Genomic DNA, 22393 nt, shown 5'->3' on the forward strand with positions numbered 1-22393 from the left:
TCGTCATGCTGCTCGAAGTGCGTGACCTGCACGTGGAGTTCCGGACCCGGGACGGGGTCGCCAAGGCCGTCAACGGGGTCGACTACAGCGTGGACGCGGGTCAGACGCTCGCCGTGCTCGGGGAGTCCGGGTCCGGCAAGTCGGTCACCGCGCAGGCCGTGATGGGCATCCTCGACATCCCGCCCGGGAGGATCACCGGCGGCGAGATCCTCTTCCAGGGCCGGGACCTGCTGAGGCTCAAGGAGGAGGAGCGCAGGAAGGTCCGCGGCGCCGAGATGGCGATGATCTTCCAGGACGCCCTGTCGTCCCTGAACCCCGTTCTGACCGTGGGCGACCAGCTCGGCGAGATGTTCGTCGTGCACCGCGGGATGTCCAGGAAGGACGCGCGCGCCCAGGCCGTCGAGCTGATGGACCGGGTCCGCATCCCGGCCGCGGCGGCCCGGGTCGGGGACTATCCGCACCAGTTCTCCGGCGGTATGCGCCAGCGCATCATGATCGCCATGGCGCTGGCCCTGGAGCCGGCTCTCATCATCGCCGACGAGCCCACCACCGCCCTCGACGTCACCGTCCAGGCCCAGGTCATGGACCTGCTCGCGGATCTGCAGCGCGAGTACAACATGGGGCTGATTCTCATCACCCACGACCTCGGCGTGGTCGCCGACGTCGCGGACAAGATCGCCGTGATGTACGCGGGCCGGATCGTCGAGTCGGCGCCGGTGCACGACATCTACAAGGCTCCCGCCCATCCCTACACGCGCGGACTCCTCGACTCCATCCCGCGTCTGGACCAGAAGGGCCAGGAGCTGTACGCGATCAAGGGTCTGCCGCCCAACCTGATGCACATCCCGCCGGGTTGCGCCTTCAACCCGCGCTGCCCGATGGCCCAGGACGTGTGCCGCACCGACGAGCCGCCGCTGTTCGAGGTCGACGAGGACCGGGGCAGTGCCTGCCACTTCTGGAGGGAGTGCCTCGATGGCTGAACGGGCCGAGCCGATCCTCGAAGTGAGCGGACTGGTCAAGCACTATCCGTTGACCCGGGGCATCGTGATCAGGAAACAGGTCGGTGCCGTCAAGGCGGTCGACGGCGTGGACTTCACGCTCCACAAGGGCGAGACCCTCGGCATCGTCGGGGAGTCCGGCTGCGGCAAGTCGACCGTCGCCAAGATGCTCGTCAACCTCGAGCGGCCGACCCAGGGACTGATCAGGTACAAGGGCGAGGACATCGGCAAGCTGTCCGCCAGGGCCCTGAAGTCCGTCCGCCGCAACATCCAGATGGTGTTCCAGGACCCCTACACCTCGCTCAACCCCCGTATGACGGTGGGCGACATCATCGGCGAGCCGTACGAGATCCACCCCGAGGTGGCCCCCAAGGGCGACCGGCGCAAGAAGGTCCAGGAGCTGCTCGACGTCGTCGGCCTCAACCCCGAGTACATCAACCGCTATCCGCACCAGTTCTCCGGCGGCCAGCGCCAGCGCATCGGCATCGCGCGCGGGCTGGCGCTGCGCCCGGAGGTCATCGTCGCCGACGAGCCGGTCTCCGCGCTCGACGTCTCCGTGCAGGCCCAGGTGGTCAACCTCCTCGACCGGCTGCAGAGCGAGTTCGAGCTCAGTTACGTCTTCATCGCGCACGACCTGTCGATCGTCCGGCACATCTCCGACCGGGTGGGCGTGATGTACCTCGGGCGGATCGTGGAGATCGGCAGGGACGAGGAGATCTACGACCACCCCACGCACCCGTACACCCAGGCGCTGCTCTCCGCCGTCCCCGTGCCCGACCCGGAGGCGCGCGAACACCGGGAGCGCATCATCCTCACCGGCGACGTCCCCTCCCCGACGAACATCCCTTCCGGCTGCCGCTTCCGCACCCGCTGCTGGAAGGCGCGGGAGCGGTGCGGGCTGGAGGTGCCGGCGCTGGCGGTGCCGGCGGAGTTCAGGCACACGGGCGGCCCGGCCGCCCACGCCTCCGCCTGTCACTTCGCCGAGACGCTGACGATGAGGCGCTCCGCGCCGGGGCAGGTGGTCCCGCCCGAGGAGGCGCAAAGCAACGGACCGGGGTGACATGGCGCACCCCGGTCCGTTCACGGCACCCGCACGGCCGTACGTTCTTCAGAGTGGCGCGTCCGTATATCGGGACCGGGTCGGCCAAGTTGCCTGTGTGTTAACGCGGTTCATGCGGATTTGTGCGGATGCGCAAGCCCCAGTGACCGCTTGAGGAAGTCGACCTGGAGCAGCAGCAGGTTCTCCGCGACCTGTTCCTGCGGGGTCATGTGCGTCACGCCGGACAGCGGCAGCACCTCGTGCGGACGGCCCGCGGCCAGCAGTGCGGAGGACAGGCGCAGGGCGTGCGCGACGACCACGTTGTCGTCCGCCAGGCCGTGGACGATCATCAGCGGGCGGTGCGGTTCGGCGGGCGCCGACAGGCCGTCGTCGGTGACCAGCGAGCTGTTCGCGTACGCCTCCGGGCTCGCCGCCGGGTCGCCCAGGTACCGCTCCGTGTAGTGCGTGTCGTACAGCCGCCAGTCGGTGACCGGGGCGCCGGCGATGCCCGCGTGGAAGACGTCCGGCCGGCGCAGCACCGACAGGCCCGCCAGCCAGCCGCCGAAGGACCAGCCGCGGACGGCCACCCGGGAAAGGTCCAGCGGGAAGGTCTTCGCGAGGGCCTGCAGTGCCTCCACCTGGTCGTCCAGGGAGACGGTGAAGTCGCCGTGGACGGCCTTCTCCCAGGCGGGGGAGCGGCCCGGGGTGCCCCGCCCGTCGGCGACGACCACCGCGAAGCCCTGGTCGGCGAACCACTGCGAGGTGAGATGGGCGTTGTGCGCGGCGACCACGCGGGGTCCGTGCGGACCGCCGTACGGATCCATGAGGACCGGCAGGGGGGTCTCACCGTCGTGATCACGGGGGAGCAGGACGGCGCACGGGATGCGCCGTGCGCCCCCCTCGGTGAGCCTCACGCGCGGGGACATACCGGGATCTTCCGCGTACGAGGTGATCGTCGCCATGTGCTTGTCGCCGCGCAGCACCCGCACGCGGGCGCCCGGCCGGTCCAGTGCGGACGACGCCAGCACGGTCACGCCCCCGGCGCGCACCGCGGAGTGCACGCCGGGTTCCTGCGAAAGGCGCTCCACACCGAGTTCGTTGACGCGATAGACGTGCACCTCGCCGACCTCGGCGGCGCCCTCGGGGGCCTCCGCGCCGGCCGAGGCCGAGACCAGCACGTCCTCGGCCGTTACGTCCAGGACCGCCCGGACGTGCAACTGCGGTCCCGTCAGCGGGCGTTCACCCACCGCGAGCACGCGCGCGCCGCCCTCGTCGGCGATCCGCACGAGCTGCCCCGAGGGACTCCAGCAGGGCACCCCGGGGAAAAGATCCAGCCAAACTGGATCTTCGTCCGCGTGCACCAGCCGGGTCGCCCCGGTGCCCGGGTCCACGGCCAGGTAGAGCTGACTCCGCTGGTCGCGCGCCTGTACGAGCAGCAGGGGTGCCCCCGCCTCTGACCAGTGGACATGCGCCAGGTACGGATAGCGCGCCCAGTCCCAGACGACCTCCGTGCGCGACCCGTCCAGGCCGATCACGAACAGCCGTACGTCCGCGTTGTCGGTGCCCGCCGCCGGATAGGGGACGTGCTGTGGATCACGTTCCGGATGGGCGGGGTCGGAGATCCACCAGCGCCGCACCGGCGTGTCGTCCACGCGCGCCACCAGCAGCCGGTCCGACTCCGGCGACCACCAGAAGCCCCGCGAACGGCCCATCTCCTCGGCCGCGACGAACTCGGCGAGACCGTAGGTGACGTTCTCCGACTCCGGCTCCGCGAGCGCCCGTCCGCCCTCGCCCTCGGCGCCCACGACCCGCAGGGCGCCCCGGGCGACGTACGCGACGAACCGGCCGTCGGGGGAGGGGCGCGGGTCGATCACCGGTCCTGGCGCGGGCAGTTCACGTGCGGTGCCGGCCCTCAGCTCGGCCGTGAAAAGCCGCCCTGACAACGCGAAAGAGGCCAACTCCACGGCCGCGTCGGTGGCATAGCCGACGATGCCCGCACCGCTCTCGCGGCTGCGCTCGCGGCGTGCCCGCTCCTCGGCGGACAGCTTCTCGTGATCTCCTCCGAGCAGGGCGCGCGGATCGGCCGCGACGCGCTCCCCGCCCCCCGACCCGTCCAGCACCCACAGGGAACTCGCCCTGTCCGTACCGGAGGTGGAGCGCAGGAACACGACACGGGCGCCGTCGGGCGCCACCGTGAAAGCCCGCGGCGCGCCGAGGGTGAAACGCTGGGTGCGCGCGTGCCGGCGGGGGAAGGAGTCGGACCTCGTCGTCATGGACCGACCATATTGGCCATGCGCCCCCTTGTGCGGCCGTGCGCCGATCGATGCGCAGGCCCGGATAGTTATGATCACTAGCGCATAGTGGGTATGAACCTGCTGGTCCTTGTGGATTTATCTGCGAGGAATGCGTTGCCCCTTGGTCCGACCCCCGTGTACTTGGGATCTTTGGAGGTGAGCCGCCGTGGCACTCTCGATTTCGGCGGTGGTGCTGCTGGCGATCGTCGTCTTCCTGTTGGTCAAGAAGTCCGGACTCAAGGGCGGGCATGCGCTCGTCTGCATCCTGCTGGGGTTCTATCTCGCCTCATCGACCGTCGCACCCACGATCAACGATCTGACGACGAACATCGCCAGCATGATCGGCAGCATCAAGTTCTGACATGCGTAGGGTGGGGGCCATGACGGAATCCCCCGCCCGGCGCCTCCTCCTGGTGCACGCGCACCCGGACGACGAGTCGATCAACAACGGCGCGACCATGGCCAGGTACGCGGCCGAGGGTGCCCGGGTGACCCTGGTCACCTGCACGCTCGGCGAGCGCGGCGAGGTCATCCCGCCCGAGCTGCGCCACCTCACCGGCGCGGCCCTGGGCGAGCACCGGCTGGCCGAGCTGACCGCGGCCATGGGCGAGCTGGGCGTCGAGGACTTCCGTCTGCTGGGCGGCCCGGGCCGCTACGGCGACTCGGGAATGATGGGCATCGCCGACAACGACGACCCCGCCTGCTTCTGGCAGGCCGACGTCGACGAGGCCGCCGCGCTGCTCGCCGAGGTGATCCTGGAGGTGCGCCCCCAGGTCCTCGTCACCTACGACGAGAACGGCGGCTACGGCCACCCCGATCACATCCAGACCCACCGTGTCGCCATGCGCGCCACCGAACTGGCCGCCGCGCAGGGCTGGGACATCCCCAAGGTGTACTGGAACCGGGTGCCCCGGTCGGTCGCCGAGGAGGCCTTCGCCCGGCTCGCGGGCGAGTTGTCCGGTACGCCCTTCTCCAAGGCCGCCGCCGTCGACGACGTACCGGGCGTGGTGGCCGACGACCGTGTCACCGCGGAGATCGACGGCACCGCGTACGCGGTCGCGAAGGCCGCCGCGATGCGCGCGCACGTCACGCAGATCGACGTCGCCCCGCCGTACTTCGCCCTCTCCAACGAGCTCGCGCAACCCCTCTTCACCACCGAGTACTACGAGCTGGTGCGCGGGAAGGCCGCGGCGCATTGGGAGAACGACCTGTTCGCCGGACTGGGCCCCGGCAAGGAGGAGTCATGAACGACCGGGGCTCCGCGCTCGCCCAGCCCCTGCGGCCCCCGTCCGTGGGGCGGGTCCTGCTGTACCTCGGCCTCTTCCTGCTCGGCGCGGTCGTCGGGGCGGCCGGTTCGCTCGTGCAGGGCGGCTGGTTCCCCGGCGGGCTGTTGCTCGCGCTCGCCGGCGAGGCAGGGCTCTGCCTCGGCGGCGGATGGGCCGTCCGCGGCCGGGGCGGGGCCGTCGCGCCGGCCGCCGGCTGGATCGTCGCCGTCATCCTGCTCACGGCCAGTCGGCCCGAGGGCGACTTCCTTTTCGGCGCGGGAGGCGGCTCGTACCTCTTCCTCCTCGGTGGCATGGCCGTTGCTGTGATCTGCGCCACCATCGGGCGGGGGTGGCAACCGGGTGGCGGTGACGTCCGACTTGGCAAGTGACGTACCACTTCGCCATTAACCATGCGTGGGAGTCCCGTGTGGGTTTCCCCGGCGGTCGTGGGATACGGGCCAGAAGTGGCCAGTATGGTGGTGCGCGCCGCCGAGCTGCCCGTGAGGTCGTGTCGGGCGGTGGAGCCAACCGGGAGAACCTGCCTTGAGTCGTGAAACTGACACTCCGTCCTCCGGGCCCAACGGGCGCGGCGGAGCCGCATACCCGTCGGGGACGCCCCCGTACGGCACCCCCACGGCTTCCGATGCCGGTGCGGACGCGGCCCGTTCGGCCGAGCGGCCGGAGGAGCGCAAGACCGAGACCACGCTGACGACCCGGATCCGGATCAACATCCCCGGGTCGCGGCCCATCCCGCCGGTCGTCGTGCGCACGCCCGTGGCAGAGGCCGAGGGCGGCTCCGAGGAGACCGGCGAGACCGAGCTCCCCACGTCGGGGACGACCCAGACCATGGGCGTCGTCGAGGCCCCCGCCGAGCCGGCCGGGCCCGCCGACGACAAGACGAGCGACTGGTTCGCGCCACGCAAGTCCGGTCCGGCCAAGGGCGGTCAGGGCGCCGGCGCCACCAACGGCGCGGGTCTGCCGGGCGGTTCGCCTCCGGCCCTGCCCGGCGCCGCGGGCGCTCCCGCGGCCGGTGCGCGACCGAACGGTCCCGCGCCTTCCGGTGGTCCGCGGCAGAGCGGCGGCCGCCCCGGCGGTGTGGTCGGCTCCATGAGCGTGCCCGGCGGCTCCCGGCCCGGCGGCCCGGGTGCACGGCCCGGCGGGACGAACGGCGCCGGACTCCCCGGCGCGACCGGCGGACCCGTGGCTCCCGGGCACGGCGGCGGCACCGGCTCCTTCGACGTGACCGAGGCACTGGCCGCCGGACCGCTCGGCGGCAACGGCGCCCGCACCGGCGGCGAGCCGCGCCGTGACGAGCTGCCGTACTTCGCCGAGGGCGACCGCGGCGGACAGAACGGGCACAACGGCCAGAACGGTCAGGCTGGTTACGGCGGCCAGGGCGGCGCCGACGGCTTCGACGCCCAGGGCGGCCAGGGCGGTGCCCAGGGCCCCGCGGGACCGACCGGCGGCCCAGTGACCGGCGACGGCCCGAACGTGCCGCCCATCAGTGCCGGCCCCTCCGGCTTCGCGGGCCCGTCCGGCCCCGGCACGGGCACCGGACCGCTGGGCCCCGGCGCCGGCCATCGCCCCGGCCCCCTCGGTCCGGGCGCCGACACCGGCGCGGGCCCCTTCGGCCCGGGCTCCGGCAACGGCCCCCTCGGTCCTGGCTCCGGCATCGGCGTCGGCCCCCAGGGCGCCGGCCTCGGTCCCGGCGGCGGCCTCAGTGACGACACCGCGATCCTGACCCCGCAGAAGCCGGCCCCCGAGCCCGGTCCGCAGGGCTACCCGGCTCCCGACAACATCTCCGGGCAGACCGTCACCAGCGGCATCCCGGTCGTGCCGCCGGGCGCCGGCTCGCCGTTCGGCCAGAGCGAGCGTCCCGAGGGCTCTGGGCCGCACACGCCCCCGAAGCTGCCCGAGCCGAAAGCGCAGAAGCAGAAGGCGTCCGGGACCTCCGCCCCGAAGAAGAAGGGGCGCAACAAGCTGGTCCTCCTCGCCGGTGTGGCGGTCGTCGTCGGCGTCGGCGCGTACGGTGCCGGGCTGCTGATGAACCACTCCGACGTCCCCAAGGGCACCACCGTGCTGGGCGTCGACATCGGCGGCGGCACCCGCGACGAGGCCGTCAAGAAGCTCGACGCCGCCTTCGGCGACCGGGTCGACAAGCCGCTGAAGCTGAACGTCGGCGGCAAGACCGTCGCCCTCAAGCCGGACCAGGCGGGCCTGCAGTTCGACGAGCAGTCCACGGTCGCGAACGCCGCGCAGGCCGACTACAACCCGGTCTCCGTCATCGGCTCCCTCTTCGGCAACCACCGGGTCGTCGACCCGGTCATGCCGGTCGACGAGGAGAAGCTGAACGCCGCCCTGCAGTCCGTGGCCGGCGGCTCCGGCTCGATGACCGAGGGCACGATCAAGTTCGAGTCCGGCAAGGCCGTCGCCGTCTACGGCAAGGCGGGCAAGGGCATCGACGCCGCCAAGTCCGCGCAGGCCGTCGTGGAGGCGTACCGCAACCAGGTCGAGACCGACTCCACCGACCCCGTCGCGGTCGTCACCACGACCAAGCAGCCGACGATCTCCAACGCCGAGGTCGACCGCGAGATGAAGGCCTTCGCGAAGCCGGCGATGTCGGGGCTCGTCTCGGTCAAGACCGACACGGGCGTCACGCTGCCGCTGAGCCCGCAGAACTCCCTGTGGAAGTTCCTCAGGGTCGAGGCCGTCAACGGCAAGCTCGTCGACAAGCCCGACCTCAACGCGCTCAAGCAGCTCTACGGCGGTCAGTTCGACGGCGTACTGATCACCCGCGGCACCGGCAAGAAGACGGCCGTCACCCCGCAGGACGTCTACGTCGCCCTGCGCCAGGCCCTGCTGAGCAAGACCAACCGGGTCGGGGTCATCCAGACCAACCCCTGACCTCAGGCCCGCGAAGGGGCACCCGGCACACGCCGGGTGCCCCTTCGTCGTATGACATCTGTCATCCGGCAGTCAGGACCGCCGACACTGCCGGGGCCCGGGCCGTCGCGGCCACGATGGATCACATGACGACGACAGCGAAAGCCGCCACCGGCACCCCGGTGGTCGGCTTCGACCAGGTGAGCAAGACCTACGGGACCGTACGGGCCGTCGACGGGCTGACCCTCGCACTGCACCCCGGGGAGACGGTGGCCCTGCTCGGCCCGAACGGGGCCGGCAAGTCGACCACCCTCGACCTGCTGCTCGGCCTGAAGAACGCCGACAGCGGATCGGTGCGGGTCTTCGGCACCAGCCCGCGCGAGGCCATCGTCGCCGGACGCGTGGGCGCCATGCTGCAGAGCGGCGGGCTGATGGACGAGGTGACGGTCGCCGAACTGGTCCGGCTCGGCTGCGACCTGCACCCCAGGCCCTACAAGCCGGCCGACGTCCTCGCCCGCGCCGGCATCACCCAGATCGCCGACCGCAAGGTCAACAAGCTCTCCGGCGGCCAGGCCCAGCGCGTCCGTTTCGCCCTCGCCGCCGCCGGAGACAGCGACCTGATCGTCCTGGACGAGCCGACCACCGGCATGGACGTCTCCGCCCGCCAGGCCTTCTGGGCAACCATGCGCGAGCAGGCCGACCAGGGGCGGACCGTGCTGTTCGCGACCCACTACCTGGAGGAGGCGGACGCGATCGCCGACCGCGTGCTCGTCCTGCACCGGGGACGGCTCCTCGCGGACGGCACCGCGGCCGAGATCAAGGCGAAGGCCGGGGCGCGCAGGGTGTCGTTCGACCTGGAGGGCCCCATCGACGAGGCGCCCCTGCGCGAGCTGCCCTTCCTGACTTCCCTGGACGTCTCCGGCCAGACCGTCCGCATCCAGTCCGCCGACGCCGACGCGACCGTGCACGCCCTCTACGGCCTCGGCCTCTACCCCCGCAACCTCGAAGTCGCCGGCCTCGGCCTGGAGCAGGCCTTCGTCGCCATCACCGCGGCCGAGGAGGCCAAGCAGTCGTGAACAGTCTCATCAAGCTGGAACTCACCCGCGCCCTGCGCAACCGCAAGTTCCTGTTCTTCTCGGTGATCTACCCCTCGGTGATCTTCCTCCTCGTCTCCAACCAGACCGGGAACGTCGACGGCTCCGGGCTGAGCGTCGCGAAGTACGTCATGGTCTCCATGGCCTCCTTCGGCGCCCTGACCGCCGTCCTGATGGGCAACAGCGAACGCATCGCCAAGGAACGGGAGGGCGGCTGGGTACGGCAGCTGCGGCTGACCACGCTGCCCGGGCGCGGATACGTCCTCGCCAAGACCGCCGGCGCCGCAGTGATCAGCCTGCCGTCGATCGTGGTCGTCTTCCTGGTCGCCGCCGCCGTGAAGGACGTACGGCTGGACGCCTGGCAGTGGTTCGCCCTCACCGGCGCCATCTGGGCCGGCAGCCTGGTCTTCGCCGCGCTCGGCGTCGCCATCGGCTACCTCGCCTCCGGGGACGCGGTCCGCCCGATCACGATGATCGTCTACTTCGGACTGTCGATCCTCGGCGGGCTGTGGATGCCCTCGTCCACGTTCCCGGACTGGCTGCAGGACATCGCCAAGTGGCTGCCCACGCACGCGTACGCTGCCCTCGGACGGGCCATCGAACAGAGCCGGGCCCCCCACGCCCAGGACATCGCCATCCTCGTCGCCTTCTTCCTACTCTTCGCGGGCGGCGCGGCCTGGCTGTACCGGAAGGACACGCTGAAGGCGTGAGCACGATGACGGACGACGGGCTGCCCGAGGAACTCCGGGCCGAGAACGCGATCCGGGTGGGGCAGCCGCCCCGCAACCGGGCCGAGGCGATGCGCAAGATCGTCTGGATCCTGCCCTGGCTGATCTTCCTCGGTTCGCCGGTGCAGGACCTGAACTCCGGCCACCACACCCCCGCCGCGACCGCGGCGGGCTGGGTGGCCCTGGCCTGCTTCACCGGCATCTACTTGACCCTGGTCTTCCGGAACATGGGCCGGCCGTTCTCCGGCGGGGCCGTGGGGGCGTTCGTCGTCCTGCTCGGCGCGCTCGCCGTGGCCCTGACCCTCACCCTCGGCGGCAACTGGATCGGGCTGTTCGTGTACGTCTCCGTCACCTGCGGCGCGACCCTGCCGCAGCGGATCGCGTACTGGGCGGTCGGGGCGAACACCCTGGCGATGATCCTGGTCGGACTGCGCGTCGGCGAGGACGACTGGAGCCTGGTCCTGGTCGTGCTGCTGCTCGGCTTCGCGATGATGGGCGTCAAGCAACTGGTGCGCACGACGATCGAGTTGCGCAAGGCACGCGCGACGGTGGCCCAGCTGGCCGCCAACGAGGAGCGGCTGCGGCTCGCCCGCGACCTGCACGACCTCCTCGGCCACTCGCTCTCCCTGATCACGCTGAAGAGCGAACTCGCCGGCCGGATGCTCCCCGACCACCCCGACAAGGCGGCCCAGCAGGTCGCCGACATCGAACAGGTCAGCAGGCAGGCCCTCGTCGACGTCAGGGCGGCCGTCTCCGGCTACCGGCGCACCCGCCTGACCGACGAACTCGCCGGCGCTCAGGTCGCCCTGAAGGCGGCCGGTGTCATCGCCGAGGTACCCGCCGAGCCAGACCTCACGGACGTCCCGGAGGAGAGCGAGTCCGCCCTCGCCTGGGCGCTGCGCGAGGCGGTCACCAACGTCGTACGGCACAGCGGCGCCGCGCGCTGCACGGTGGAGCTGCTGCGCCGCCAGACACTGGACGGCGCGGTGCTCGAACTCTCCGTGGAGGACAACGGCTCGGGCGGCTCCGGCAAGGGCCCCGGCAACGGGCTGACAGGCCTGAGCGAGCGGCTGGAGAAGGTCGGCGGCACCCTGGAGGCGGCCCGCGTCAGGAAGGGCTTCCGGCTGGTCGCCCGCGTCCCCCTGGGGGCCGCACCGGCCGTAGGATCCGGTGCATGAGCCCTACGATCAAGGTGCTGCTCGCCGAGGACCAGTCGATGGTCCGCGAGGCCCTGGCCGCCCTGCTCGGCCTGGAGGCCGACATCGAGGTCGTCGCCCAAGTGGCGCGCGGCGACGAGGTGCTGGCCGCGGTGCGCGAGCACGAGGTGGACGTGGCCCTCCTCGACATCGAGATGCCGGGCTGCACGGGCATCGAGGCGGCGGCCCAGGTCCACAAGGCACTTCCGGCGGTCAAGCTGGTGGTCCTCACCACCTTCGGCCGCCCCGGCTATCTGCGCACCGCCATGGAAGCGGGCGCCGACGCCTTCCTGGTGAAGGACGCTCCCGCCGCCCAACTGGCGCAGGCGGTACGGAAGGTGCTCGCGGGGGAGCGGGTCATCGATCCGACGCTGGCGGCGGCGGCCCTGGCGGAGGGCGCCAACCCGCTGACCGACCGCGAGCGCGAGGTGCTGCGCGCGGCGGCCGACGGCTCGACGAACGCGGAACTGGCCGCGACCCTGCACCTCTCGCAGGGCACGGTCCGCAACTACCTCTCCACGGCGATCCAGAAACTGGCGGTCCGCAACAGGGCGGAGGCGGTACGGATAGCGAGAGAGAAGGGCTGGCTGTAACACCCTAGGGGCGCGGGGCTGTTTCGATATGCGGCTCCGCCGCGTGGGCGCGACAAGCCACGACTCACCCGCACTCGCGCCGCCACCGAAACCCCGACGGCGAACCGGCGAACGGCGGAACGCCAACCTCAGTTGAGCATCGCCCGCGCCGACCGGGCCTGCCCCCGCACCCGCTCCGCCGCCCCCTCGTCCACCGCACCGATCAACTCCGCGTACTCCTCCAGCTCCACGGCCCCCTCGACGAAGTCACCCCGTTGGACGAGCAGTTGCGCCCGCTCGTACCGCAACCGTGCCGGATGCGCGGGCAGCAACAGCGACAGCTCCACCGCCCACAGCGCCACGTCCGACCGCTCCGGCCGGGCGGCGGCCCAGGCGCGGATGTTGTTCAGGATCCGCAGGATCACCTCCAGCGGGTCCGCGGGCGTGAGCATCGACGGATGCAGCGGCGCCCCCGTGGCCCCGGCGACCAGCAGTTCGGCATCGCTGCCGCTCAGCACCCGGCCGCCGTCGAACGGGTCGGCGAGCACCTGCTGTTCCTGCGGACCGAAACCGACCACGAAGTGCCCCGGCAGCGCCACCCCGTACACCGGCGCGCCGGCCCGCCGCGCGACCTCCAGCCACACGACCGACAGCAGGATCGGCAGCCCGCGCCGCCGCAGCAGCACCTCGTGCAGCAGTGAGGACTCCAGGCGCTGGTAGTCGGCCGGGGAGCCGCGGAAACCCTCCCTCTCGCCCAGCAGGTGCCGCAGCGCCGTCGCCCACGACAGGGGGCCGCCGGGCCGGTACGGCAGCTGCCCGGCCAGCCGGTCCAGCTCCATCTGTGCCGCGTCCATGCCCGTCTCGTCGAGCGCCCCGTCGGCCTCGGCACCCAGCAGCAGGCAGAGCGTGGACAGGTCGGGCCGCTCGGACCGGGCCTCTTCGGCGAACCGCCGCCGCAGTTCCGCGGACCGCTCGGGCGGCGGGGGATTGGGGGGACGCATAGCAGGCTCGTGCCCTCTCACGGCGATCCGTTACCGGCCGGCGTCGCCGGCGGCCGGTTCCCGGTAGTGGTGGTACGCGTGGTGCGCGGCGAACCCCATTCCGGCGTACAGCGCCCGCGCCCCCGCGTTGTCCTCCTCGACCTGCAGCCAGGCGGCCGAGGCGCCCTCGTCCAGCGCCCGCCGGGCCAGCGCGGCCATCACGGTCGTCGCGAGGCCCCGGCGCCGCATCGCGGGATCCACCTCGACGGCGGCGAAGGAGGCCCACCGCCCGTCCACGACACACCGCCCGATCGCGGCGGGAGCCCCGGCCCCCGGCACGGTCGCGAACCACACCGAGGGGCCGCTCCCCAGCACCTTCAGCGCCACCTCGCTCACTCCCTTGCGCCGGTACCGCGCGAGCCACGCCTCGTCGGCCTCCCGGGACAGCACGACACCGGTGCCCTCCGCCCGGTCGGCGAGCGGCGCGAGCGCCCCGGTCCACAGCTCGGCCGTCACCTCACGCACCCAGCCGCGCCGCTCCAGCTCGGCACAGAGCAGCTCCTGGGTGCCCTCGCCGCCGGTCGCGGTCTGGACGTACGCGGGCAGCCCGCGGTCGCCGTACCAGCGTCGTACGACGGTCAGGGCCTCGTCGAGGGGCAGGCCGGGGTCGCCGAGCGGCAGCACGGAGTTGGCCCGGCGCGTGAAGCCGGCGGCCGCCCGCAGCTCCCACTCGCCGAGCCGCTCGCTCTCCACCGGCCGCCACGCGCGCGCGGCGACGAGCGCCAGCTCCTCGTAGGAGGCGGCGGGCCCCCGGCGGCGGGCCGGAGCCGCCGGCACCACCTTTCCCGCGACCAGCGAGGATTCCGGGATGCGGACGCCCTCGCCGCTCTTTCGTGTGATCAGCAGCACACCGTCGTCCCATGATGTGAGAACACCCACCGTGTCGGTGAACTTCTCGACGGAGTCCCCAGGATCGCTCAAGCGTCGTACAGAGACACGTTTTCCCACGTCAGCAGCGGTGATACGGACCTCGAGACGTCCGCCGGCCGAGATTTCCACAGGTCAGTTCACCCCTCCTGTTCGGATCATGCCCCGGAACGGAGATACTAGGGGCGGGCATCGACGACGCCGCGCTCCCGCGCGCCAGGCGGCGGAGCCTGAGGAGGCCCGCCAGCGCCCTATCGAGGAGGAACGACAGCGTGACCTACGTCATCGCGCAGCCTTGTGTCGACGTCAAGGACAAGGCGTGCATCGAGGAGTGCCCGGTCGACTGCATCTACGAGGGCCAGCGGTCCTTGTACATCCACCCGGACGAATGCGTCGACTGTGGTGCCTGTGAGCCGGTATGCCCGGTCGAGGCGATCTTCTACGAGGACGACACTCCGGAGGAGTGGAAGGACTACTACAAGGCGAACGTCGAGTTCTTCGACGAGCTCGGCTCCCCGGGCGGCGCAAGCAAGCTGGGTCTGATCGAGCGCGACCACCCCTTCATCGCCGCGCTGCCGCCGCAGGCCTGACGGGGCGGCGAGCCCGCAGCATCTCTGCCGCCTCGGTCCCGTACGGCCCGATCACCCCTGATCGCCGCACGGGACCGAGGCGTTGCCGTACGACCCGAAAGCGAGCGTTGGTCCCGTGTCCGCAGTCTCCGACCGCCTCCCCACCTTCCCCTGGGACAAGCTGGAGCCGTACAAGAAGACGGCCGCGGCGCACCCCGGCGGCATCGTCGACCTCTCCGTCGGCACCCCGGTGGACCCGGTCCCCGACCTGATCCAGAAGGCCCTGATCGACGCGGCGGACTCCCCGGGCTATCCGACGGTGTGGGGCACCCCGGCGCTGCGCGACGCGATCACCGGCTGGGTCGAGCGCCGTCTGGGCGCCCGCGAGGTCACCCACCGGCACGTGCTGCCGATCGTCGGCTCCAAGGAGCTGGTCGCCTGGCTCCCCACCCAGCTGGGCCTGGGCCCCGGCGACAGGGTGGCGTACCCGCGCCTGGCCTACCCCACCTACGAGGTCGGCGCCCGCCTGGCCCGCGCCGAGTACGAGGTCTACGACGACCCGACCGAGCTGGACCCGCGAGGCCTGAAGCTCCTGTGGCTCAACTCGCCGTCCAACCCGACCGGCAAGGTTTTGTCCAAGGCGGAGCTGAACCGGATCGTCGCCTGGGCCCGCGAGCACGGCATCCTCGTCTTCTCCGACGAGTGCTACCTCGAACTGGGCTGGGAGGCCGACCCGGTCTCGGTCCTGCACCCGGACGTCAACGGCGGCTCGTACGAGGGCATCGTCTCCGTCCACTCCCTGTCCAAGCGCTCGAACCTCGCGGGCTACCGCGCCGCCTTCCTGGCCGGCGACCCGGAGGTCCTCGCCCCGCTCCTGGAGATCCGCAAGCACGGCGGCATGATGACGTCGGCTCCCACGCAGGCGGCCGTGGTCGCGGCCCTCGGCGACGACACGCACGTGCGTGAGCAGCGGGAGCGGTACGCGGCCCGCCGCACGGCCCTGCGCGCGGCGCTCCTCGCCCACGGCTTCCGCATCGAGCACAGCGAGGCCAGCCTCTACCTGTGGGCGACCCGGGACGAGTCCTGCTGGCAGACGGTGGCCCACCTGGCCGAGCTGGGCATCCTGGTGGCCCCCGGCGACTTCTACGGCACGGCGGGCGCGAAGTTCGTCCGAGTGGCGCTGACGGCGACGGACGAGCGCGTCCGCGCGGCAGCCGAACGACTGGCGTGAGATGACGCCCCCGGGGGCGCGGGGAAGCACACGACGAGAAGGGGCCCAGGGAATCACCCTGAGCCCCTTCGACGCGCGGTGGCGTCAGCCGACCGGCAGTCCCTTCAGCGGCAGCGTCTGGGCCGACGGCAGGCCGCCGCCCTTGGCCACCGAGTCGGTCGGCAGGGCGCCGCCCTTGGTCGCCGACTTGGCGGTGTCGCCGAGCAGGTGCCCGGCCGACCTCGCGGCCTGGCCCGCGGTCTTCTGCGCGGTGGGCGTCGCCTTCTTCACGGCCTGTCCGCCGGTCTTGCCGGCGACGGGCACAGCCTGCTTGACCGCCTTGCTGCCGGCGTCGCCCGCGAGCCCGGTGACGTGCTGCGTCGCCCCGTCGGCGGTGCCGCCGACATTCGCGCCGTCCAGGGCGGTCAGCCCGCCGAGGCCGGGGGTGGCGGGCAGTTCGGTGGCCGCGCTCGCGGAGCCGGCCGCACCTACCCCGGCAGCCGCTCCCGCTGCGACGAGCAGCGCGGCACGGGCGATCCGACGGGTCAGGGGGAGGGACATGATGCTCCTGTTGATCGACTTGATGTTGATCGTCCGGGCTCGGACGCAGTGACTACCGCTCGAAGCCCGCGAAGGTTGCGGAGCACAAACGTAAAGAGTTGGCAATGTGTCGCATTATCGGCTGCGGATAAAACCGGGCAAAGGTCGCGCGGTCCGAAAGTGTGCGGAATCCTTCCCGCCCTTTGTTCCCAAGGGTTTTTGCAGTTGCGAGGGTGACGGCGCGAAAACCTGCGCACAGCACCGTGCCGACGGCTTCGGCTAACTCGCCCGGGTGAATCCCCGCACTACTGCCCAGTGACGATTCGGACGGCTCCCGTGTCCTTTTCCGACCCGTCGCCGCCACGCGCGGAGGTCGTGCGCCACTGGCTGTCGGTGTTCCCGGCGACCCACTCGCGCCCCCCGAACGAGACGCGCTCGATGTGCAGGGCGGTGGCGTTGGCCACGGCCCAGTGCGCCAGCTGCCAGCCGCGTCGGTGGGCCGTGGCCCCCTTCGCGGGACTGGTGCCGGCGTCCACCGGCAGCGTGACCGTCCGGGCGCTCGCGCTCGGAGCCGGCGAGGACGCCGACGTGCCGCCGCCCACCTCGGCGCCGGCCGGCTGCAGCACGTCGCGGCCGAAGTCCCGTACGAGGGCGGCCCGTACCGCGTCCGGCCCGGCCGCCCGCACCGTGCCGGCGTCCACGCGGCCCTGGCAGGTCAGCGTGGCCGGCGAGGACCCGGTGAGGGCGGCGGCGAGCAGCGTGGCGTCCGGCTCGTGCTTGGCGTACGCCTCCGGGAAGCCGCTGCGCTGCACCCGCTGGGCGGCCACGGTCAGCGGCAGCTCGGTGTAGTCCGGCACCTTGGCGAGGTGCTCGTAGAAGATGTTCGCCGCGTACGTCGGGTCCAGGATCTGCTTCGTGGTGCCCCAGCCCTGCGAGGGGCGCTGCTGGAAGAGACCGAGCGAGTCCCGGTCGCCGTGCTCGATGTTGCGCAGCCCCGACTCCTGGATGGAGGTCGCCAGCGCGATGGCCACCGCCCGCTCGGGCATGCCGCGCCCGGTGCCCACGGCGGCGATCGTCGCGGCGTTCACCGCCTGCTCCGGCGTGAACTCGTACTCCTCCCCGTCATGCCTGACCGAGACCACCTTGCAGCCCGGCCCGTGGCCTCCGGTGACGTACTGCACGACGAGGTAGCCCGCGAGGGCGAGCAGGACCACGAGCGCCGCCCCGATTCGCACGAGGCGGCCACGGCGCTTGAGGGTGGATGACGGCTCCGGCACGCCGTACAAGGTAGCCGAGGCGGTCGAGGCCCCGGCGTCTGGTACGGGCCAGTGGGCCGGCGCCCGGCGGGTTAGGGTCGAGGCCATGGCCGACAGCCCCCTTGATCTCACCCTGAACGCCGCCGAGCTCACCGCGCGGCTCGTGGACTTTCCTTCCGAGAGCGGCTCCGAGAAGCCTCTCGCCGACGCGATCGAGAGCGCCCTGCGCGCCCTGCCCCACCTCACGGTCGACCGCCACGGCAACAACGTCGTGGCCAGGACCGACCTGGGGCGCCCGGAGCGGGTGATCCTGGCCGGCCACATCGACACGGTCCCCATCGCGGACAACGTGCCCTCGCGGCTGGACGAGGACGGCGTCCTGTGGGGCTGCGGCACCTGCGACATGAAGTCCGGGGTGGCGGTCCAGCTGCGCATCGCGGCCACGGTCCCGGCCCCCAACCGCGACCTGACGTTCGTCTTCTACGACAACGAGGAGGTCCAGGCCGAGCTCAACGGCCTCAGGCACGTCGCCGAGGCCCACCCCGAGTGGCTGGTGGGCGACTTCGCGGTGCTGCTGGAGCCGTCGGACGGCCAGGTCGAGGGCGGCTGCCAGGGCACACTGCGGGTGCTGCTGAAGACGAAGGGCGAGCGCGCCCACTCCGCGCGCGGCTGGATGGGCTCCAACGCGATCCACGCGGCGGCGCCGATCCTCGCGAAGCTCGCCGCGTACGAGCCGCGCCACCCGGTGATCGACGGCCTGGAGTACCGCGAGGGCCTGAACGCGGTGGGCGTCTCGGGCGGCGTGGCGGGCAACGTCATCCCCGACGAGTGCGTCGTGACCGTGAACTTCCGCTACGCCCCCGACCGCACGGAACAGGAGGCGATCGCGCACGTCCGCGAGGTCTTCGCGGACTGCGGGGTCGAGGAGTTCGTGATCGACGACCACAGCCCCGGCGCCCTGCCCGGCCTCTCCCACCCCGCGGCGGCGGCCTTCATCGAGGCCGTCGGCGGCACCCCGATGCCGAAGTACGGCTGGACGGACGTGAGCCGCTTCTCGGCACTCGGCGTCCCGGCGGTCAATTACGGCCCCGGAAACCCGCACTTGGCACACAAGCGGGACGAAAGGGTGGAAACCACCAAGATCCTCGCCGGTGAGGAACGCCTGCGCAACTGGCTGACACGCTGAGGTCCCTCCTCCGTAACCCGCGTAGACCTACGCTGAGGTGGAAACACCCGCAAGTGGAGGGAGCGCATATGGCTACCGGGAACCCCGAGGGCAAGAAGGTGCCACCGCACGAGCAGCGCCTGGGCCCCGTCCTCCGGAGGCGGGGTCAGGTGACGGCGAGCACCACCGACCAGCGGCTGCTGGACGCGGGCGGCCCCTCGGACTGGGTGCACACCGACCCCTGGCGGGTGCTGCGCATCCAGTCGGAGTTCATCGAGGGCTTCGGCACCCTGGCCGAGCTCCCGCCCGCGATCAGCGTCTTCGGTTCGGCCCGCACACCCGTCGACTCGCCCGAGTACGAGGCGGGCGTGCGGCTGGGCAGCGCGCTCGTCGACGCCGGCTGGGCGGTCATCACCGGCGGCGGCCCGGGCGCCATGGAGGCGGCCAACAAGGGCGCCTGCGAGGCGGGCGGCACCTCGGTGGGCCTCGGTATCGAGCTCCCCTTCGAACAGGGCCTCAACCCCTACGTCGACATCGGCCTGAACTTCCGCTACTTCTTCGTCCGGAAGATGATGTTCGTCAAGTACGCGCAGGGCTTCGTCGTCCTGCCCGGCGGCCTCGGCACCCTCGACGAACTCTTCGAGGCCCTCACCCTCGTCCAGACCCAGAAGGTCACCCGCTTCCCCATCGTCCTGTTCGGCACCGAGTACTGGGGCGGCCTCGTCGACTGGCTGAAGAACACCCTGATCGCCCAGGGCAAGGCCTCCGAAGCGGACCTGCTCCTCTTCCACGTGACGGACGAGGTGGAGGAGGCCGTGGCCCTGGTGTCCAAGGAGGCGGGCCGCTAGAGCGTGTGTCGAGCGGGGGCTACGCCAGCCCCCGCCGGGCCACCGCGGGCGGGCGGTGCCCCGCGATCGACGCCACCATGTCCAGCACCTGGCGGGTCTCCGCGACCTCGTGCACCCGGTACACCTGCGCCCCCAGCCACGCGGAGACGGCGGTGGTGGCCAGCGTGCCCACCACCCGCTCCTTCACCGGCTTGTCCAGCGTCTCGCCCACGAAGTCCTTGTTGGACAGCGACACGAGCACCGGCCAGCCGGTGTCGACCATCTCGCCCAGCCGCCGCGTCGCCTCCAGGCTGTGCCGCGTGTTCTTGCCGAAGTCGTGCCCGGGATCGATCAGCACGGACTCCCGCGGCACCCCCAGGGCCACCGCCCGCTCCGCCAGCCCGAGCGTCACCCCCAGGATGTCCGCCATGACGTCGTCGTACGTCACCCGGTGCGGCCGCGTCCGGGGCTGCGCGCCCCCCGCGTGCGTGCACACCAGCCCCACCCCGTACCGCGCCGCCACCTCCGCGAGCCCCGGGTCCACACCGCCCCACGCGTCGTTCAGCAGGTCCGCCCCCGCCTCGCACACGGCCTCGCCGACCTCGGCCCGCCAGGTGTCGACGCTGATCACGACGTCGGGGAACCGCCGCCGCACCTCCGCCACGAAACCGACGGTCCGCCGCGCCTCCTCCTCGGCGGTCACCTCCTCGCCCGGCCCGGCCTTCACGCCCCCGATGTCGACGATGGCGGCCCCCTCGGCCACCGCGTGCTCCACGCGCGCGAGGGCGGGCTCGTCGAGGAACGTCGCGCCCTGGTCGTAGAAGGAGTCCGGAGTCCGGTTCACGATCGCCATGATCACCGGCTCGTGCGCCCCGAACTCACGCCCGCCCAGCCTGAGCATCCGCTGTGACCTCTCGTAGTACGACCTGGGTGTCCTGGCCTTTCGGCCGTCTGCGACCCTAACTGTCAGACTCGCATGGCACGATCGGACCCTGACACACGAGGCTTCGTCGAGCTTCCTGACACCGAGCGTGGGGACCACCGCGATGGTTATGTTCTTGTTCCTGGTCGTCGCTCTCGCCGTCGTGGTCGCCGCGGTCACCCTGGCCGTGGTGGGCGGCGGCGAGGGCGAGGGCCCGTTGCCCGAGGCGGCCCCGGACCGGCTGCGGGACCCGTTGCCGCTGGACCGCCCGGTGGGCCGGGCGGACATCGACGCCCTCCGCTTCCCCCTGGCCGCCCGCGGCTACCGCATGGCGGACGTCGACGACGCCCTCAACCGGCTCGCGGCCGAACTCTCCGAGCGCGACGCCCGCATCGCCGACCTGGAGTCGGCCCTGGCGGGCGCCCGGGCGGCGGCCCACGCCCCGCACATCTCCATGGAGAAGCCGACGCACGAGCAGGGGGAGCAGCGGTGACCGACGGCGCCGCCATCGCCGGCCCGGACGGCGCGCTGCGCTGCCCGTGGGCCCTGTCCACCGAGGACTACGTGGCCTACCACGACGAGGAGTGGGGCCGCCCGGTCCACGGCGACGACGCCCTCTTCGAACGCCTCAGCCTGGAGGCCTTCCAGTCCGGACTGTCCTGGATCACCATCCTGCGCCGCCGCCCCGGCTTCCGCGCCGCCTTCGCCGACTTCAGGATCGGAAAGGTCGCCGCCTTCACCGAGTCCGACCGCGCCCGGCTGCTCACCGACCCCGGCATCATCCGCAACGCCGCCAAGATCGACGCGACCCTGTCGAACGCGCGCGTGCTGGCCGAATGGGCGCCGGGCGACCTGGACGAACTGATCTGGTCCCACGCCCCGGAGCCGGGCCCGGCCCCGAGGACGCTCGCGGACGTCCAGGCCGTCACACCGGAGTCGACGGCCCTGTCCAAGGCCCTGAAGAAGAAGGGCCTGCGCTTCGTGGGCCCGACCACGGCATACGCCCTCATGCAGGCGTGCGGCCTGGTCGACGACCACCTGGAGGCGTGCGTCGCCCGCCTCGCGTGAGGGCGCGGGCGGTGATCAGCGGCCCAGGTACTTCGGCTTCTCCTTGTTGACGAACGCCTGCACCGCGATGACGTGGTCCTCGGACGACCCCGCCCGGGTCTGCAGTTCGTCCTCCTTCTCCAGGCTCTCCTGAAGGGAGTGGGACAGCGCGTAGGCGAGGGACTCCTTGATCGCCCCGTACGCCACCGTCGGCCCCTCCGCCAGGGCCCGCGCCACCTTCTCTGTCTCGGCACGGAACTCGCCGGCCGGCACCAGACGGTTCACGATCCCGAGCTCCTGCGCCTCCTGCGCGGTGATGCTTCGTGGGAAGAGCAGCAGATCGGCGGCGCGGCCGGGCCCGACGACCCGCGGCAGCGTCCACGAGATCCCGGAGTCGGCGGTCAGCGCCACCCCGGCGAAGGACGTGTTGAACGCGGCGTTGTCGGCGACGACCCGGTAGTCCGCGGCGAGCGCCAGCCCGAAGCCCGCGCCCGCGGCCACCCCGTTCACCCCGGCCACCACCGGCTTCGGCATCGCCACCAGGGCCCGCACGATCGGGTTGTAGTGCTCCTTCACCGTGCTCATCGTGTGCGACGACCCCGTCTCCCGGTCCGACGCCAGCAGCCCGATGTGCTCCTTGAGGTCCTGGCCGACGCAGAACGCCCGTTCCCCGGCGGCGGTCAGCAGCACCGCCCGTACGGCGTCGTCACCGGCCGCCTCCTGGACCGCCTCCCGCAGCGCGACCTTCGTCGCGATGTTCAGCGCGTTCATCGCCTCGGGGCGGTTCAGCGTGATCGTCGCGAGTCCGGCGCTCACCTCGTAGAGCACGGTGTCGGCCATGGTGTGTCCCCTCCGCTGTCGCGGCTGCGGGCGTACCGGCC

At 72.0% G+C, this 22393-nt stretch carries 23 protein-coding genes; 16 read left to right on the forward strand and 7 right to left on the reverse strand.

Annotated elements, in window-relative coordinates; genetic code table 11:
* Positions 1-5 precede the first annotated feature (5 nt).
* The gene (locus FBY22_RS02615; RefSeq protein WP_142142277.1) at positions 6-980 is read left to right on the forward strand and encodes an ABC transporter ATP-binding protein; all 975 of its coding nucleotides are present in this window, start codon (positions 6-8) and stop codon (positions 978-980) included.
* A complete protein-coding gene (locus FBY22_RS02620; protein ID WP_142142278.1) occupies positions 973-2058 on the forward strand; it encodes an ABC transporter ATP-binding protein in 1086 nt (361 codons plus the stop codon). The genes FBY22_RS02615 and FBY22_RS02620 overlap by 8 nt, the downstream gene beginning before the upstream one ends.
* A 110-nt stretch (positions 2059-2168) precedes the next feature.
* On the opposite strand, the gene FBY22_RS02625 is transcribed toward FBY22_RS02620, so the two are convergent.
* The gene (locus tag FBY22_RS02625) at positions 2169-4310 is read right to left on the reverse strand and encodes a S9 family peptidase (RefSeq protein ID WP_142142279.1); all 2142 of its coding nucleotides are present in this window, start codon (positions 4308-4310) and stop codon (positions 2169-2171) included.
* Positions 4311-4497: 187 nt separating this feature from the next.
* Here FBY22_RS02625 and FBY22_RS02630 point away from each other — a divergent pair, with 187 nt between their 5' ends.
* The 8 genes from FBY22_RS02630 to FBY22_RS02670 all read left to right on the forward strand — a co-directional run bounded on the left by FBY22_RS02630 (position 4498) and on the right by FBY22_RS02670 (position 12090).
* Positions 4498-4692, forward strand: a complete 195-nt coding sequence (locus FBY22_RS02630; RefSeq protein ID WP_142142280.1) for a hypothetical protein — start codon at positions 4498-4500, stop codon at positions 4690-4692.
* A 19-nt stretch (positions 4693-4711) separates the two neighbouring features.
* Positions 4712-5578: an N-acetyl-1-D-myo-inositol-2-amino-2-deoxy-alpha-D-glucopyranoside deacetylase gene (gene mshB, locus FBY22_RS02635; RefSeq protein ID WP_142142281.1), complete on the forward strand. Its 867-nt coding sequence runs from the start codon at positions 4712-4714 to the stop codon at positions 5576-5578.
* Positions 5575-5985 carry a DUF6113 family protein gene (locus tag FBY22_RS02640; protein ID WP_142142282.1) on the forward strand — a complete coding sequence of 137 codons (411 nt, stop codon included), beginning with the start codon at positions 5575-5577 and terminating at the stop codon, positions 5983-5985. The genes mshB and FBY22_RS02640 overlap by 4 nt, the downstream gene beginning before the upstream one ends.
* A gap of 154 nt (positions 5986-6139) precedes the next feature.
* Complete coding sequence (locus FBY22_RS02650; RefSeq protein ID WP_174267068.1) at positions 6140-8500, forward strand: hypothetical protein; 2361 nt, start codon at positions 6140-6142, stop codon at positions 8498-8500.
* A gap of 125 nt (positions 8501-8625) precedes the next feature.
* Positions 8626-9555 carry an ABC transporter ATP-binding protein gene (locus FBY22_RS02655; protein ID WP_174267069.1) on the forward strand — a complete coding sequence of 310 codons (930 nt, stop codon included), beginning with the start codon at positions 8626-8628 and terminating at the stop codon, positions 9553-9555.
* Positions 9552-10283 (forward strand): ABC transporter permease, encoded by a 732-nt coding sequence (locus FBY22_RS02660; RefSeq protein ID WP_142142286.1) that lies wholly within the window; start codon positions 9552-9554, stop codon positions 10281-10283. The genes FBY22_RS02655 and FBY22_RS02660 overlap by 4 nt, the downstream gene beginning before the upstream one ends.
* A 5-nt stretch (positions 10284-10288) precedes the next feature.
* Positions 10289-11479: a sensor histidine kinase gene (locus FBY22_RS02665; RefSeq protein ID WP_142147305.1), complete on the forward strand. Its 1191-nt coding sequence runs from the start codon at positions 10289-10291 to the stop codon at positions 11477-11479.
* Positions 11476-12090 (forward strand): DNA-binding response regulator, encoded by a 615-nt coding sequence (locus FBY22_RS02670; protein WP_142142287.1) that lies wholly within the window; start codon positions 11476-11478, stop codon positions 12088-12090. Before FBY22_RS02665 ends, FBY22_RS02670 begins: the two co-directional genes overlap by 4 nt.
* Before the next feature lie 128 nt (positions 12091-12218).
* Here the strand turns inward: FBY22_RS02670 and FBY22_RS02675 are convergent, their stop codons facing one another.
* Entirely contained in the window at positions 12219-13070 is an 852-nt protein-coding gene (locus FBY22_RS02675; protein ID WP_142142288.1) for a transglutaminase-like domain-containing protein, read from the reverse strand.
* Between the two features lie 30 nt (positions 13071-13100).
* Entirely contained in the window at positions 13101-14108 is a 1008-nt protein-coding gene (locus FBY22_RS02680) for a GNAT family N-acetyltransferase (protein WP_142142289.1), read from the reverse strand.
* 140 nt (positions 14109-14248) lie between these two features.
* On the opposite strand from FBY22_RS02680, the gene fdxA reads away from it, so the two are divergent.
* The gene (gene fdxA / locus FBY22_RS02685) at positions 14249-14566 is read left to right on the forward strand and encodes a ferredoxin (RefSeq protein WP_004926152.1); all 318 of its coding nucleotides are present in this window, start codon (positions 14249-14251) and stop codon (positions 14564-14566) included.
* 115 nt (positions 14567-14681) lie between these two features.
* Positions 14682-15776, forward strand: a complete 1095-nt coding sequence (locus FBY22_RS02690) for a bifunctional succinyldiaminopimelate transaminase/glutamate-prephenate aminotransferase (protein ID WP_142142290.1) — start codon at positions 14682-14684, stop codon at positions 15774-15776.
* Between the two features lie 84 nt (positions 15777-15860).
* Here the strand turns inward: FBY22_RS02690 and FBY22_RS02695 are convergent, their stop codons facing one another.
* Positions 15861-16316: an ATP-binding protein gene (locus FBY22_RS02695; RefSeq protein ID WP_142142291.1), complete on the reverse strand. Its 456-nt coding sequence runs from the start codon at positions 16314-16316 to the stop codon at positions 15861-15863.
* Between the two features lie 284 nt (positions 16317-16600).
* Positions 16601-17572, reverse strand: coding sequence for a heavy metal transporter (locus FBY22_RS02700; protein WP_142142292.1), 972 nt, complete (start codon positions 17570-17572; stop codon positions 16601-16603).
* A gap of 85 nt (positions 17573-17657) precedes the next feature.
* On the opposite strand from FBY22_RS02700, the gene dapE reads away from it, so the two are divergent.
* Both dapE and FBY22_RS02710 read left to right on the forward strand, forming a co-directional pair.
* Positions 17658-18737: a succinyl-diaminopimelate desuccinylase gene (gene dapE / locus FBY22_RS02705; RefSeq protein ID WP_142142293.1), complete on the forward strand. Its 1080-nt coding sequence runs from the start codon at positions 17658-17660 to the stop codon at positions 18735-18737.
* Between the two features lie 68 nt (positions 18738-18805).
* Positions 18806-19564 (forward strand): TIGR00730 family Rossman fold protein, encoded by a 759-nt coding sequence (locus tag FBY22_RS02710; protein WP_142142294.1) that lies wholly within the window; start codon positions 18806-18808, stop codon positions 19562-19564.
* A gap of 19 nt (positions 19565-19583) precedes the next feature.
* Here the strand turns inward: FBY22_RS02710 and folP are convergent, their stop codons facing one another.
* A complete protein-coding gene (folP, locus tag FBY22_RS02715) occupies positions 19584-20444 on the reverse strand; it encodes a dihydropteroate synthase (RefSeq protein WP_142142295.1) in 861 nt (286 codons plus the stop codon).
* 145 nt (positions 20445-20589) lie between these two features.
* Here folP and FBY22_RS02720 point away from each other — a divergent pair, with 145 nt between their 5' ends.
* Positions 20590-20958 carry a DivIVA domain-containing protein gene (locus tag FBY22_RS02720; RefSeq protein WP_142142296.1) on the forward strand — a complete coding sequence of 123 codons (369 nt, stop codon included), beginning with the start codon at positions 20590-20592 and terminating at the stop codon, positions 20956-20958.
* Complete coding sequence (locus FBY22_RS02725) at positions 20955-21533, forward strand: DNA-3-methyladenine glycosylase I (protein WP_142142297.1); 579 nt, start codon at positions 20955-20957, stop codon at positions 21531-21533. Before FBY22_RS02720 ends, FBY22_RS02725 begins: the two co-directional genes overlap by 4 nt.
* Before the next feature lie 15 nt (positions 21534-21548).
* On the opposite strand, the gene FBY22_RS02730 is transcribed toward FBY22_RS02725, so the two are convergent.
* The gene (locus tag FBY22_RS02730) at positions 21549-22352 is read right to left on the reverse strand and encodes an enoyl-CoA hydratase/isomerase family protein (protein ID WP_142142298.1); all 804 of its coding nucleotides are present in this window, start codon (positions 22350-22352) and stop codon (positions 21549-21551) included.
* Between the last annotated feature and the right edge of the window lie 41 nt (positions 22353-22393).

This window comes from Streptomyces sp. SLBN-31 (genome assembly GCF_006715395.1).
GTDB lineage: Bacteria > Actinomycetota > Actinomycetes > Streptomycetales > Streptomycetaceae > Streptomyces.

Coding starts and splice junctions, on each gene's coding strand:
- FBY22_RS02615 (WP_142142277.1), top strand. CDS start 6: ATGCTGCTCGAAGTGCGTGACCTGCACGTGGAGTTCCGGACCCGGGAC.
- FBY22_RS02620 (WP_142142278.1), top strand. CDS start 973: ATGGCTGAACGGGCCGAGCCGATCCTCGAAGTGAGCGGACTGGTCAAG.
- FBY22_RS02625 (WP_142142279.1), bottom strand. CDS start 4,310: ATGACGACGAGGTCCGACTCCTTCCCCCGCCGGCACGCGCGCACCCAG.
- mshB (WP_142142281.1), top strand. CDS start 4,712: ATGACGGAATCCCCCGCCCGGCGCCTCCTCCTGGTGCACGCGCACCCG.
- FBY22_RS02640 (WP_142142282.1), top strand. CDS start 5,575: ATGAACGACCGGGGCTCCGCGCTCGCCCAGCCCCTGCGGCCCCCGTCC.
- FBY22_RS02655 (WP_174267069.1), top strand. CDS start 8,626: ATGACGACGACAGCGAAAGCCGCCACCGGCACCCCGGTGGTCGGCTTC.
- FBY22_RS02665 (WP_142147305.1), top strand. CDS start 10,289: ATGACGGACGACGGGCTGCCCGAGGAACTCCGGGCCGAGAACGCGATC.
- FBY22_RS02670 (WP_142142287.1), top strand. CDS start 11,476: ATGAGCCCTACGATCAAGGTGCTGCTCGCCGAGGACCAGTCGATGGTC.
- FBY22_RS02675 (WP_142142288.1), bottom strand. CDS start 13,070: ATGCGTCCCCCCAATCCCCCGCCGCCCGAGCGGTCCGCGGAACTGCGG.
- FBY22_RS02695 (WP_142142291.1), bottom strand. CDS start 16,316: ATGTCCCTCCCCCTGACCCGTCGGATCGCCCGTGCCGCGCTGCTCGTC.
- dapE (WP_142142293.1), top strand. CDS start 17,658: ATGGCCGACAGCCCCCTTGATCTCACCCTGAACGCCGCCGAGCTCACC.
- FBY22_RS02710 (WP_142142294.1), top strand. CDS start 18,806: ATGGCTACCGGGAACCCCGAGGGCAAGAAGGTGCCACCGCACGAGCAG.
- folP (WP_142142295.1), bottom strand. CDS start 20,444: ATGCTCAGGCTGGGCGGGCGTGAGTTCGGGGCGCACGAGCCGGTGATC.
- FBY22_RS02720 (WP_142142296.1), top strand. CDS start 20,590: ATGGTTATGTTCTTGTTCCTGGTCGTCGCTCTCGCCGTCGTGGTCGCC.
- FBY22_RS02730 (WP_142142298.1), bottom strand. CDS start 22,352: ATGGCCGACACCGTGCTCTACGAGGTGAGCGCCGGACTCGCGACGATC.